Origin of the sequence: Mesorhizobium sp. M1A.F.Ca.IN.022.06.1.1, from assembly GCF_003952605.1 — a bacterium.
Classification (GTDB): Bacteria; Pseudomonadota; Alphaproteobacteria; order Rhizobiales; family Rhizobiaceae; genus Mesorhizobium.
Map to the genome: position 1 here is coordinate 5,088,455 of NZ_CP034455.1, position 12,225 is coordinate 5,100,679.

Sequence of the window (12,225 nt, forward strand, 5' to 3'; positions counted from 1 at the left end):
CCTCAGGCTCCCGGGATTCGGCCGACGATGCGATCGCGCAGCCAGCTCTGCCAGGCCAAGATCTTGGTCCTGCGCACGTCGATATCGAATTCGATGTCGACGCCGATGTCGCGCACCTTGGTCCAGGCGATGCGATGCGGCCGTGCCTGCTGCTTCCCGCTCAGCCTTGCGGCCAGCCGCGCCGTTAATCGCCCAGGCCGAGCGCCAAGCCGTCGGGTCAGCGCAATCGCGCCAAGCTCGACCGCAACCACCCTCGGCGGCTTGCCCTGCCTCAGCTCGGCGACCAGTCCATCCACCTTGCCGATCTTGACCTGCTCGCGGTCGACGACCTGCTTGTCCAGGATATCGCGCAGCAGCTGCATCAGGTGCCTCCGAATATCTGCAGGGGAATAGTCACCACCGCCAGCACGAAGCCGAGCGCGATGGCGAAGATCACGGCGGCATTAGAGATGACGCCGTTGCGGTGCTGGCCGACATAGCGCTCGTCATTCAGCAGGAAGAGGAACGGCACGACCGTCAGCGGCAGACTGGCGGCGGTCAACGCCATTGAGAAGATGGTGAGCCTCAGCGGGTCGAGACCAAGCGCTATCGGAACGGCTGCAAGAAAAAGCGTGAGCGTGTAGACGAGACTGAAGCCGGGATCGTCGCGCGGCTTGAGATCCTCGCCCCAGGTCCAGCCGAACCCTTGCGCGACGAGATAAGCCTGCTGCAGCGCCACTTCCAGAGCGGCTCCGAAACAGGCGATGCCGAGCGATGCGACGAAAAGGACGAAGCCCCAGAAGCCGAACACCGAGATCAGCATCAGCGGGAGCTGGTTGTAGTCGTCCACATGGTTCACGCCATGGGCGCCGAGCACAAACGCGGCCACGATCAGCACGGCCACGGAGATCGTTCCTCCGAAGCTCATGCCGAGACCGGCAATCGCCCGATTGGTGCCGAGATAGCTCTTGTCCCATTGATCCTCGACCGCGCCCGAGGAATAGAACATGAAAAGGTAGGGCGAGATGGAAGCGCCGAGGATGCTGACGGCCATGAACCAGTAGTTCGCCGTATCGTGTTGTGGCAGGCTGGGCACGGCACCGGCAGCCACCTGTTTCCATTCGGGCTTCAGCATCACCGCTGCGACGACGAAGCAGAGCGTGATCAAGCCAAGAATCGATACGCCTTTCTCGATGAGGCCGAACGTGCCTTTCCACAGCAGCAGCCACGCGAGGAAAGCCGCTGGCAATGCCCACCATTGAAAGCTGATCCCGGTGGCAAACTCGGCAGCGATGGCAACCCCGCCTATTTCTGCGGAGAGGACCAGGAAATTGACCAGAAGGACTGCAAGCAGCGGCCAAAGGAAAGCATTGAAGCCGAAGCGTTCGCGGATGCCGTCGGCGATGGTGTGGTGGCTCACGGCGGCGAAGCGACCGGCCATCTCGACCAAGAAAATGATGCAGATAGTGCCGAGCACGATCGCCCAGATGAGTTGGAAGCCGAACAGGGCGCCTGCCTGCGCCGCCGTCGCCATCGAACCGACCTCGAGGAAGCCACCAACGCTGGTCACGACGCCAAGCGAAATTTCCAGCAGCTTCTTCATCGTTGCGGCGCGAAATAGCCGCGATAGGCCGTGGCGAGATCCGCCTGCGCGGCGCGAAGCTCGTTGCGTGCCCGGCTGGCCTGCGCCTGCTGTCCGGCCTCGACCGCGCTCTCGGCCCCGCTTGCCGCGGTTGACAGCCGGCTGACCGCCGCCTTCAGCGTGTCTCGCTTTGCAGGATCGGACGGGGAGGCCGATTCGACTTGCCGGCCGGCATCGGCGAGTGTCTCGGCGAAGGATTGTAGGGCAGAGGACGCGTAGTGGGACGGCGCGGCGCCGGAGAGCCAGGCATCGGTGACCAGCACCGCCGCCTGCGCGGTCGAGGCGGCACGCTTCGATTGCTGTTCGACGGTTTCAGACGAGGAGCAGGAAGCAAGTGTCAGTGCAAGCACCTGCAGTGAAGGCAGTTTTCGCCGAGCAATGCTGCGCAATGCTTCCTCTCACTGCTGCTGCTTCGAACATGGAGATAAAGCGGCGTGGATCGGAAGGTTCCCCGCCGTAGGCCGGTTGCATGGGACTCTCCGTTGGCGGGCTCCGGCACCGGCCGCTTATCGGTCGCTCAGTTGCGCCTCCTCGGTGGTCGAAAGGGCAGCGATCTTGTCGATCATGGCGAGCACCGCCTGCGGGGCTCTCAGGTGCACCATATGCCCGGCATCGGGGACGATATCGACTACCGAGTTTGCGAGATCCGCGTGCAGCCGAAACGCCTCGGCCGGCGCGTCGAAAAGCTGATCGCCGGCGCCGGCGATTATCCCAACAGGAACAGAAATGTCGTTGTGCCGAGGCGTCACAAACGCCGCTGCGATCCACATCAGGAAGGACTCCGCCGCGATCGACCGCAGTTGCGAGGGGCGGCTCGCCAACTCCCTCGTCGTTGCGGTGAATGCCGCCGAGATCGCCGCCGGGCCAAATATCTTTCGCATTGACCAAGCCCAGCCAAGCCTGACCAGCGGCGGCAGCAAGGTGTGGCGGAAGGCCGTTCCGATCAAAGGCAAGATCGGCAACCCCGACAAGGCGAGTTCGAACCTTGGCGATGGATAGTGGTAGCCGGAGACAAGCACGACCCCGGCAACGCGCCCAGGGCGCCGTCGCGCCATCTCGAGCGCAACCGCGGCACCCCAAGAGTGGCCAACAACAATATAGCGTCCAATTCCGAGTTTCGCGGCCGCGGCATCGATCAGATCGGCCTGCGCGGCGGCCGACCAGATCCTGCCGATCGGGCGCGAGCTCCTGCCGAAGCCTGGTCTGTCGAAAGCCAGAACACGATAGTCTGCGGCCGCTTTGTCGACGATGCCGCTTGTCGTGAAATCCTCGGCCGAAGAGCCGTTGCCATGCAGCAACAACAGCGGCATGCCCTGGCCATCCTCGATCAGGTGCAGCCGCGCTCCGTCGACTTCGACGAAGCGTCCAAAACGTCGGCCGCGTAACGCCCGCCGCGCTCGCAGGCCATTGTAGAGGGCAAGCCCGGCCGCTGCCGCGGCAAGGAGGAGGACCACGTCGTTGAACGTGGCGATGTCAGGCATGATCCCGTGCTGCTACGGAGCGATGGCACAAGCCGCTGTTGAGAGAAGCGGCGGATGTACCCAGGCGCTGGCTTCCAAAGAAGGAGCTTTCAGGCCGAGCCCTTCTGAGGCAGCTTCGTCTCCTCATCGACCTGTTCCTGGAGAGCCCTGCGTTCGCGCTCTCTTCCCTCAGCGTCGACCGGTCGATCTTGCCGTTCAAGCTCGCGTTCCACCGTGTCACGCGCGCCCTCGACAGGATCTTCCTGCGGCAGACGCTTATCTGTTCGCTTTGTGCCTTGCTCGCTCGCCTGGTCACTGTCCGATCCCAGTTTGGACGGATCGTCCTTTGCAGAATGCTTCGTCATTGGCTTACTTACCTATCTGGCCTGCCACGTCGGCGGATCACGTGCCGATCTGTTCAGAAGCAGCCCAACAGGCGAGCTGTCTCTTTGTTCCGGCCATCCCGTGCGGCAGTTGGTCAGTCCCGATCCTCATGGTCTTCCGCCTGTGCCGGTTCCGACTCATCGAGAGCTTCAATGACCGGGGCAAGCGAGGTCTCTTTCCGCGGATTTGATTCTGTCGGGTCCTCCTGCTCGGCGGTCATGTCGAGCGCCCGTTCGATTGCATCTTCGATATTGCCGATTTCCTCCTCGCGAACCTCGTGCCCGTAGCCCGCGGCGTCGGCGTCCTGCTCGAACTGTCGCACAAGCACCGGAACGCTGACTTGCGTGTCGGCAGGCAAGTTCCCGACGTTCTCCTCGAGCCAGCTTCGAAAGAACTCCTTGGTTGCACTCATGAGCCGCCTCCTTCGAGCTGAGAACGGCCGCCGTCTGCCAATGTTCCTCTGGCGGAGCTTGCGTTGCCGCGTCTTTCGTCTGAGCGGTTACAACGAGGATCTTCGCGGCAGACGGGATCGCTCATCCACGGCCCGACGGGAAGCTGCGCCCTCCAGTCGATCTGGAACGCTTAGCGCAGGAATGGCGGCTCCTCAGCAGCGTTCCTCGATCGACCGGATCACCTCCTCGACACCTCGCAGTCGGTTTCGATTTCCCGCGTGATTAGGTCATCTGGCGCCCTGACTTTCAGGCACCCGAAACGCCTTGCGCATGTTCGGAACGATCGAGTCCAACTGCCGTTACCGACGAAAGAACAGGAGGAACCGATGAGCGGACGCAGAACCCATGACCAGCAAATGCGCATCCTGGAAGAACGTGAGAACACGAAGAACGCGCCCAAGGAATTCGACGCCAAGACGGAGCTGAAGCAGCCAGCCGCGGAGCGCGAAGCGCGGCGGAAAGGTTCGGACCTCAGGAGCGACACGCCCGACCTCGTCGACCCCGATGATCGCAACATCCTTCGCGGCAAGAATCAGGAAAGCGGCCACAAGCATCGTGGCGACTAAAGCGCGTCACGCATGTCTTGGTCCCGAAGCCGGATTCCACTTTCGGAAGACATGTTTTAGGCAGGGCGGCTTTCGGCGTAAGATGCGATCGTCCCCTTGCTGGCGGTCTTGGTTTGGGCACACCTGGTTCTGAATTCTTGGGCCTACGCTTCCGTGAGATGCTCGATGCCGATGAAGTCGTTTTTTGCGCGGCCTGAGCGAATGAGCTCATCGAGCTTCGCCTGAATGGCCACGCCGTCGCGATTCTGCGTATTTTGAATCAGGAAAACCATCAGGAAAGTAACGATCGTCGTCGCGGTGTTGATGATCAGCTGCCAAGTCTCGGAATAATGAAAGGCCGGGCCGGCAATGGCCCAGAGGACCACCGAAACCACGCACAAGACGAAGGCCCATGCACGGCCCGCGGCATGGGCGACATTCTCCGCGAGCCGATTGAATGCTTTTTCCAATGTTGAACTCCGGACTTTCACCCTGACGAAATTTCCCGCCAAGCCAGCCTGAGGATATTGTGCCGGATGAACTGCACCGAAATGCAGCCGTTTATCCTGTCCTTGGCGCTGGGCACCGGCAAGAAATCAACTGAAGGCGGGCGCGACGCCAAGAAGGCGACCGCTCCGCTGAATAAACTTGCAGCGTTTCGCGAGGAGGCGGGCCCCGTAATCGCGGCCCCGGTCAAAGAGACCGGGGCCGCGTCGCCAAGTCGACTTTTGGCATGCGAATAAGCGTTTATCGGGCGCCTTACGCGGCCGCCTGCATGGCCCGCTTGTTCGCACCGCTTTCGCCGAGCTTGCTAAGTGTCTCGTCGGTAGCGGATTCTTCCTTGAGGGTGTCGCGCAGCAAGGGGAGGGCGTCTTTCAGGCCCAGTTGCTCCGCCCAGGCAATCAGCGTGCCGTAGCGCGCTATTTCATAATGCTCGACCGCCTGGGCGGCAGCCACAAGGCCCGCGTCGAGCGCCGGCTCGTCCTTGTATTCCTCGAGGATCTCCGAACCCTCTTCAATGATGCCATCGATCGCGGGACACGTCTTGCCGCGCGCCGGCTTGCCCAGCATTTCGAAAACCTGCTCGAGCCGGTCGACCTGAGCTTCAGTCTCGGTGCGATGCTTTTCGAAGGCCGCGCCCACTTCCTGTGACTGCGCCGCCTTGGCCATCTTAGGCAGCGTCTTCAGGATCTTTTTCTCTGCATAATAAAGGTCTTTCAGGCCATCCACGAACAGGCTTTCCAAGCCGTTCGCCGCGCCGGACGAACTTTTCTTTGCCATCGACGTCTCCTTCGTTCGACTTTCTTGACCAAACAAAACCGGTGGGATCGACCGATGTTCCCGCGAAATATCTTTTGAAGCTGGGACGACGAGCCGAGGTGCGCGAGCGTTACTTCGGCGTGCCCTTGCCGTTGCGGGACGAAAGTTGGTCGAGCATGCTGAGCGCTGCACTGGGACCCGCATGCTCCAGCAGACCCTGCTCGGCGGCCGCCTTCTTGAAGGCGGCAAAGGCGATCGCCGGCCGGCAAATCCCGTTGGTCGCGTCTTCCACAAGCCGAACCGCCTTGCGATAGGCTGGTGAGTCCTTGCTCTTCCATTTCCGGCCAAGCGCCTTCTTGGCGTCAGCGATCGACGACACCATCATCGTGCCGCCGTTGACGAAGTGGATGGTGAGGGGCAGGAATCTGCTCAAGGCTCTTTCACCGTCCTAGCCATTCGCACACAGGCCGGGCGGGCCGGACGAAGAGGTTCGCGGCTCGGCGCCGCCGCCAAGGGAATATGGTCCGAAAGGATTTCATGGTTGCTACCGCCTGTTTGAGATCGCATAAAACGAAGCTGCTGCCGGGTAGTTGCATTCAGCCGGCCCGTGGCGGTCAAAAAACGTGCTCGTTACTGATCGCCGTCCGGGTGAGCAGCGCCGGCGGTGGTGGCGGCCGTGGTTGAGGTCCCAACGGATGTCGCGACCGATGTCCGCATTGAGAGCCGGCAGCTTCGGAGCGAGTCCAACCTTTTCTGTTTGCGCGCGTTGTCCCTCGAAAGCGAAGGAGACACCCATGCCGACAAAATCCGCTAGGATGACCGACTCCGCCACACCGATGAAATCGGCCCCGCGGACCAAATCCACCTCCGAGCAGGCGGCCAGCAAGCAGCGGAGCGTGCAACGCAAGGTCGACGCGACCGATCGCGCCAAGTCGAACGGCAAATCCAAACCACAAGGCGCCATGCAGGCCGGCGCGCGGGAATACCCAGTGCCGCCTTTCCCGAAGCAGCATCATCCGAAACCCGGCGAGGAATGGGCGATCGAGCCCGCGCCGCTCTACGACGCGCCGTTCTGGCAGGGATCGAACAAATTGGAAGGCAAGGTGGCGCTGATCACCGGAGGCGATTCCGGCATCGGCCGCGCAGTTGCCGTGTTGTTCGCCCGGGAAGGGGCGGATATCGCCATCGCTTATCTCAGCGAGGATCGCGACGCGAAGACGACAAAGCAGGCAGTCGAGGCCGAAGGCAGGCGCTGCATCATCATGCGCGGCGACGTGGCTAGGCGGACCTTCTGCCACAAGGCGGTGGAGCGGACGCTGAAGGCCTTCGGCAGGCTCGACGTGCTCGTCAACAACGCTGCCTTCCAGGTGCATTCGACCGATTTCGCCGACCTCACCGAGCAACACTTCGACACCACGCTGAAGACCAATCTCTACGGCTACTTCCACATGGCCCAGGAAGCCGTTCCGCATATGAAGCCGGGTTCGGCCATCATCAACACCGGGTCGGTCACCGGCATCGAAGGCTCGAAGGAGCTCGTCGATTATTCGATGACCAAGGGCGGCATTCACGCCTTCACCCGGGCGCTCTCTGGTAACCTGATCAGCAAGGGCATTCGCGTCAATGCCGTGGCGCCGGGGCCGGTTTGGACGCCGCTGAACCCGTCGGAGAAGGAAGCGGAGAAGGTCTCGCAGTTTGGCGCAAAGACCCCGATGAAACGGCCAGCCCAGCCGGAAGAGATCGCGCCTGCCTATGTATTTCTCGCTTCGCCGCAATGCTCCAGCTATATCACCGGCGAGATCCTGCCGATCATTGGGGGCTATTGACCGCGGCCGCCTGTATGAAGGTCTTCATGAAGAAGGCGCTTCAGATTTTCGGCACAAGCCTGAACCTGTCGGCCTTTCGGCAGTTTTCAAGGCTAGGAGGTTTCGATGAACGAGCACACCGACAAAGGCGACTCGCATGACGGTGCCGTTGAGATCCTGGCCGGCCGATTGGCCAGGGAGGCAGACATTTCCGAAGAGCAAGCCCGCGAACTGATCGAGTTGATCGGGACCGATTGGAATTCCCTGCTTCGAGAGGCTCATTTTCTGAAGGCGCGGCATCGCCTATGAGCGAACGCGGGGCCGAATTCTTTGGCGAATGGATTACCAACAACGTGATGCGCGGCAGCGTCGGCGCTGACATCATTTCCGTCGCGGAATTGACGACCAAGCTCTTTGCAGATGCGAAGGCCGCAGGTGTTTCCGAGCATGAGATTGAAGAGGAGATCGGGAGCGCTTACGATGCCATACTGGCTGCAATCGTCGGACTTGAGGACTCGGGCAAGTCCGATTGAAAGCCAAGGCAGCCTGCAATTAACCCGGATAGGGGCGCGTTCAGCCCGCCTTGCGCGGAACGATGTAGCCCGTCCCTTTCGCGCCGCGGGATCGGCCGACGGACCGATGCTGCCTATGGGCTGCAGGCTCGATCGCCGGCGCTGTTTCCATCTGCGATCGCTCAGCGTCATCCGACATGACAAAGGAGAGCGCGATCAGATCGTCGGCGTCGATGCCGCCGCGACCGTTGTCCATATGGTCGGCGACCCTTTGAAATGCCTGCATGTCATCCATGCTCACGTTGGCCGCCCGCAGCCTTTCTTGGAGACCCGTCAACTTGGCGGCCAAGGCGTTGGAAATTTCGATCATAATTGCCTCCGTGGTTCCAATCTAAGGGCCAGACCGAGGATAAGAGCCTCGAACAGTGCGGGGGCCGATGAACAGACTGATTTGCCATTACCTGCTATCGCCCAGCCGCTCGGCCTGCCTGGCAACCTTTGCGAACTCTCCGTCTGTTGAGATGACCTCGAGGGTGGCAGGGGCTCATCCTCGCCAGTCGCGACCCAATGAAATTTCTCGCAAGATGTTTCCTGCCCCCGACCTTTGAGTTGGCCCGTACGACATTTGTCCCGCATTCGCTGGGACCGGTGGCCGAGGTCCAGAATTTTAGGGAACGGTCGCTGTCGGATTTTGTTGATTGGATGCCTGCTGCGCACGTTGCCAGGTTTGCGCACTCAGGTACCAACCTCCAGAATACTCAGCCCGCAGGCTCCGGTCTGCGGGCTTTTTCGATGCCATGGAATGCGGCGCTCGCGCTGCCGCTGCCCGTCCGCATCTGGGACGGCGGCGTCGGCTGCGAGACTTGGCTCTCACTCACTAGCTTCGGAAACAAAAGGCCGGCCGGATCGTTCGCTCTATGCCAGACCACCGGGTGCCGCGCCATGCCGTCCACCTCGATCAAGAAAACAAAATACGATCCGGCCAAAGGGACTCTTTCCGTATGGTTTGTGACCAGCGGGAAACGCTACGAGTTCGAGGGGTGCCGCCGGAGACGTTCGCGGCATTCCGATCAGCCTTTGCCAAGGGCCGCTTTTTCAACGCGCACATCCGCAATCGCTTCCGATATCGTCGCGTAACAAGCGATGACGATGATTGACCGGCTATTCAGCGTCCAGTTCAAGCGGCTCGTGCTGCGCTGCTCATGATTTTGGCGTGGATCCCGGCGATCGCCGCTGCGTTGGAGCTCTTGGTCATCCGCGAAGCTTTTCGGCCTCGCGTTCCAAGGTCTTCCGGTCGTTGCCGTGCTGTTTGATGAGATCGCGAACCTGTTGCGCCGTCAGCCCGACCTTGTTGGCGAAATGCCGGACTTCGTAGTCATCGTCCGCTGATACCCGGTTGCGGTCACTGCCACCACGCTTGCTCTTGTCGTCTGCCATCGCTTGTTCCTCCGGCAGGGAATAACAGCGGCCGCGCAGGAATGTTCCAGGCGCGGCAAGCGGCAATTTTAGGCGGGACTAACAAAAGTTATCGAAAACGGACTGCTCGCTCGTGCAGGATTAACGTCACTCCGCCCGCCACGGCGGAGGATGGGAGGACCGGCCTCAACAAAGCCGAAGGCCGGGTTACTTGGCCCGTTGCGCGGATCCCTTGGGCGCTGCGACGGGCCAAGGTCGCTTGCGTCAGTCTTTCCTCCAGCGGCGCCTTTCTCGCCAAGCCAGCAGTGCACCATTAACATTTGTTACTGCGGACCTGCTAATGAACTGCGTAGATGACTGGGCGGGCGTTGCCCTGGGCTTTGGAGTTGGGTTCGGTTTGCGGCGACAGTGTCACCGACTTGAGAAGCGAACCGATAGCTAGGCCCGTTGTCTAACCTTGGCGGGTCACGGCAACGGGTCTAGCGTTCCTCCGCTTCGGAATGGGATTTCCGGCCGAAGATGAATGTGCCGTCTCTGACGGCGTTCACACTGCCCCCGATACGAGCCCGAAACACCTTCGCGGCATGAGCAGACAGCCCGCCAGCGCTCACAAGGAACTTTAGCGGCATCTAAAAGTTCTCCTCGGGCAATCCCGCACTCCTTGGGTCGAACGATGGCCGAGCTGGCATCAACTTTCGCATATTCATCAGGGCTGACCGGCGATGATATGCTAAGCGCAGTCGTGTCGATACTGGCCGGCCTGCTGCTCTATAATGTCATGCGCGAACCAAGCCGATAGGGCTCCTGCCGAGACGAAATTCACAGACCGCGCAGTGACGCCGGACAAAAGTTCGGTGGGCGGCCGTTGCTCGGTGGCGCAGCATGGAGGCAATCGGCTATTTGCCCGGGACCTCAGTCCGATCCAATTGACTCGTAGCTGACTTTTTTTGGGTGTATCCTTTCCCCGTTGTGGCGTATCGGGGTGAGGTAAACGATGCGTGGAAGCAATCGCAATGCTGTCCCGCCCAAAAGTGCGGGATGCGGTATAGTTGAACCTGCAGAGGTCAACATTCTGGCCAAGGCGGTGAGTGACTACTGCTCCAGTCACAAAATCGAACGCAAGGACGAGCGCGAAAACGTCGCGGTCAAAGTCATGAGCCTTTTTGGACGCGGTGTAACTGACGCTGACCAGCTGTTGGAAGAACTCGAGAAGGTGCGCTAAAGCGAGCCTGGAACAAGTCCACTAAAGCGGCACTTTGTAGACAGGCTACGAGCAAAAAGAACGCGTTCGGAAGAGCTTGTGTGAAATAATCCTCCAGACGATGCAGCACTGGGAGAGCGCTCTACCCGAAAGACGCAACAGATGCCCGTCATTCCAGGAATGGCGGGCATCTATTTTCACTGCTGCCGACGAAGAAGGTGACGCATTTCCTCGCCGGCCCTACCAGATGATGCATCGGGCAAGTTGTTTCTAGCATAACGACCAATGCGCCGGCCTGTCTAACCTCAGTCGAGCGGAAAAAGGTCGTTCCTCGACGGCACTAGTTGGGATCGCCGGACCTCGAGCCCCCATGGGCTCCGCCGCCATAGCTGTCCCCCCGCGACCCTCCGTTGCCGGATTTAAGAAACTTTGGCTTGGGCCCGACGTGAACGTGGTTCTTGTCACCCCATCCATTGCCCGGACGTGTTCCTCCCGATTTGGCAATCGCCCTGGAGTTCAAGCTTGTGCCGAGCAGCAATGTAATGGCCGGAGGCGTCACCGCAGCAAAGCGTCCAGCCTGCTTGAGAAAATCGCGGCGCGCGTTGGCCTCTGAAACAAGCTTTTCGGAATTCTTTTCAATAAGCCTTTTGCTCTCATTCGGCATTTTAGCACTCCTTTCCTGCAAGATACTTTAATTGCTGTCTGCAAAGAAAGTAGTTCTCCAAAAGGCGTACACCGCGCCGGTGTCCGGAGCGGCCCGGCTCTCTGGCCGACAAAGGCCAGAATTGAGCCGGGCCTGACCGGCGGGGGCTCGGAATCGCAACACGGCGCCGGCTGACCAATGAGCATATACCCCTGATTGTATAGCCGGAACGCATTCATAAGGATAAAGCCGAGCCGGATCAGTGCAGCCAATACGAGGCTTCAAGCTGGCGCTAATATTCGAGCAGGCTGATGGAACCCGAACGGTCCGGTCGGGTTGGTAACATGCGACCGCACTCGTTTTCTCCCATTCAGGGTGCGACGCTCTACTCCGTAAGCAACAGAAGCCCGTCGCGCTTGCGCCATTGCGCGACGGGCTTTCTGGTCCACTGAACTTGTAGGTCGATACCCTTCATGTGCGAAGCAGCACCGCGAAGGCGGCTTGACGGCTGAAAACCCAAACAGGTACCCGCCACCCGGGGGAGTGTATGGCGGGTACCTGACCTCTCTCCGCCGACGACTGAAGGATTCCGCCGGCTCTACCAAATGTCGGAACGGGCTTAATGTTTCAGTACTGGGACCAATGCGTTTGGATGTCCGACTTCCGTCCGGAGCGACAATGCTTTCAAATCATTGGTTCAGAGAAACCCGCACTAGACCTGGGAAGTGCTCGGACTGGTCTATGTTTTCATCAGCGCAATTCGATAGGCGCCTTTGTTCGCCACGCCATCCCAGATGAAGAACGCGGCAAGGGCGGCGACGATCAGCAGGATCGGTCGCATGGCTGGAACTCCCTCAAAGCTCCTCGTACGCGCGTGGCCTGATTATCCGCCTGTTCATCTATGTCTACAAGCAGTTGCTAATGTA

The 12,225-nt window shown here is 60.5% G+C and carries 18 protein-coding genes and 1 pseudogene; 7 read left to right on the forward strand and 12 right to left on the reverse strand.

The features are described 5' to 3' along the window. Positions 1–2 precede the first annotated feature (2 nt). From EJ078_RS24250 to EJ078_RS24275, 6 genes are all read right to left on the reverse strand, one after another. On the reverse strand, positions 3–362 hold the full coding sequence (locus tag EJ078_RS24250) for a hypothetical protein (protein WP_127216704.1): 360 nt from the start codon (positions 360–362) through the stop codon (positions 3–5). Beyond that, complete coding sequence (locus EJ078_RS24255) at positions 362–1,582, reverse strand: divalent metal cation transporter (RefSeq protein WP_208720884.1); 1,221 nt, start codon at positions 1,580–1,582, stop codon at positions 362–364. The genes EJ078_RS24250 and EJ078_RS24255 overlap by 1 nt, the downstream gene beginning before the upstream one ends. Then, the gene (locus EJ078_RS24260; protein WP_127403368.1) at positions 1,579–2,010 is read right to left on the reverse strand and encodes a hypothetical protein; all 432 of its coding nucleotides are present in this window, start codon (positions 2,008–2,010) and stop codon (positions 1,579–1,581) included. Before EJ078_RS24260 ends, EJ078_RS24255 begins: the two co-directional genes overlap by 4 nt. A gap of 117 nt (positions 2,011–2,127) precedes the next feature. Then, positions 2,128–3,102 carry an alpha/beta hydrolase gene (locus EJ078_RS24265; protein WP_127403367.1) on the reverse strand — a complete coding sequence of 325 codons (975 nt, stop codon included), beginning with the start codon at positions 3,100–3,102 and terminating at the stop codon, positions 2,128–2,130. An 89-nt stretch (positions 3,103–3,191) separates the two neighbouring features. Further along, a complete protein-coding gene (locus EJ078_RS24270; RefSeq protein WP_127403366.1) occupies positions 3,192–3,446 on the reverse strand; it encodes a hypothetical protein in 255 nt (84 codons plus the stop codon). Between the two features lie 113 nt (positions 3,447–3,559). Then, positions 3,560–3,877, reverse strand: a complete 318-nt coding sequence (locus EJ078_RS24275; RefSeq protein ID WP_127403365.1) for a hypothetical protein — start codon at positions 3,875–3,877, stop codon at positions 3,560–3,562. A 366-nt stretch (positions 3,878–4,243) separates the two neighbouring features. Here EJ078_RS24275 and EJ078_RS24280 point away from each other — a divergent pair, with 366 nt between their 5' ends. Then, complete coding sequence (locus tag EJ078_RS24280; RefSeq protein ID WP_127403364.1) at positions 4,244–4,483, forward strand: hypothetical protein; 240 nt, start codon at positions 4,244–4,246, stop codon at positions 4,481–4,483. A 149-nt stretch (positions 4,484–4,632) separates the two neighbouring features. Here EJ078_RS24280 and EJ078_RS24285 read toward each other — a convergent pair. Beyond that, positions 4,633–4,932: pseudogene (locus EJ078_RS24285) on the reverse strand (low affinity iron permease family protein); the annotation flags it as partial. 66 nt (positions 4,933–4,998) lie between these two features. Between EJ078_RS24285 and EJ078_RS24290 the strand changes: the two are divergent. Further along, complete coding sequence (locus EJ078_RS24290; protein WP_127403362.1) at positions 4,999–5,205, forward strand: hypothetical protein; 207 nt, start codon at positions 4,999–5,001, stop codon at positions 5,203–5,205. Positions 5,206–5,221: 16 nt separating this feature from the next. Here the strand turns inward: EJ078_RS24290 and EJ078_RS24295 are convergent, their stop codons facing one another. Beyond that, positions 5,222–5,743 carry a ferritin-like domain-containing protein gene (locus tag EJ078_RS24295; protein WP_066994822.1) on the reverse strand — a complete coding sequence of 174 codons (522 nt, stop codon included), beginning with the start codon at positions 5,741–5,743 and terminating at the stop codon, positions 5,222–5,224. Between the two features lie 109 nt (positions 5,744–5,852). After that, entirely contained in the window at positions 5,853–6,155 is a 303-nt protein-coding gene (locus tag EJ078_RS24300) for a DUF982 domain-containing protein (protein WP_066994825.1), read from the reverse strand. A gap of 403 nt (positions 6,156–6,558) precedes the next feature. Here EJ078_RS24300 and EJ078_RS24305 point away from each other — a divergent pair, with 403 nt between their 5' ends. The 3 genes from EJ078_RS24305 (at position 6,559) to EJ078_RS24315 (ending at position 8,060) form a co-directional block, all read left to right on the forward strand. Beyond that, positions 6,559–7,548, forward strand: coding sequence for an SDR family oxidoreductase (locus EJ078_RS24305; protein WP_127403373.1), 990 nt, complete (start codon positions 6,559–6,561; stop codon positions 7,546–7,548). A 105-nt stretch (positions 7,549–7,653) separates the two neighbouring features. Next, positions 7,654–7,836, forward strand: coding sequence for a hypothetical protein (locus EJ078_RS24310; protein WP_067320556.1), 183 nt, complete (start codon positions 7,654–7,656; stop codon positions 7,834–7,836). Further along, positions 7,833–8,060 carry a DUF768 domain-containing protein gene (locus tag EJ078_RS24315; RefSeq protein WP_095779498.1) on the forward strand — a complete coding sequence of 76 codons (228 nt, stop codon included), beginning with the start codon at positions 7,833–7,835 and terminating at the stop codon, positions 8,058–8,060. The genes EJ078_RS24310 and EJ078_RS24315 overlap by 4 nt, the downstream gene beginning before the upstream one ends. A gap of 40 nt (positions 8,061–8,100) precedes the next feature. Here the strand turns inward: EJ078_RS24315 and EJ078_RS24320 are convergent, their stop codons facing one another. Further along, entirely contained in the window at positions 8,101–8,409 is a 309-nt protein-coding gene (locus EJ078_RS24320) for a hypothetical protein (RefSeq protein ID WP_127403361.1), read from the reverse strand. Between the two features lie 631 nt (positions 8,410–9,040). On the opposite strand from EJ078_RS24320, the gene EJ078_RS24325 reads away from it, so the two are divergent. After that, a complete protein-coding gene (locus EJ078_RS24325) occupies positions 9,041–9,196 on the forward strand; it encodes a KTSC domain-containing protein (RefSeq protein ID WP_348627321.1) in 156 nt (51 codons plus the stop codon). Between the two features lie 94 nt (positions 9,197–9,290). Here EJ078_RS24325 and EJ078_RS24330 read toward each other — a convergent pair whose 3' ends face one another. Then, positions 9,291–9,476, reverse strand: a complete 186-nt coding sequence (locus tag EJ078_RS24330; RefSeq protein WP_066994850.1) for a DUF3606 domain-containing protein — start codon at positions 9,474–9,476, stop codon at positions 9,291–9,293. Positions 9,477–10,449: 973 nt separating this feature from the next. On the opposite strand from EJ078_RS24330, the gene EJ078_RS24335 reads away from it, so the two are divergent. Next, a complete protein-coding gene (locus EJ078_RS24335; RefSeq protein WP_067320564.1) occupies positions 10,450–10,677 on the forward strand; it encodes a hypothetical protein in 228 nt (75 codons plus the stop codon). 319 nt (positions 10,678–10,996) lie between these two features. On the opposite strand, the gene EJ078_RS24340 is transcribed toward EJ078_RS24335, so the two are convergent. Beyond that, a complete protein-coding gene (locus tag EJ078_RS24340) occupies positions 10,997–11,320 on the reverse strand; it encodes a hypothetical protein (protein ID WP_245458926.1) in 324 nt (107 codons plus the stop codon). Positions 11,321–12,225 lie beyond the last annotated feature (905 nt).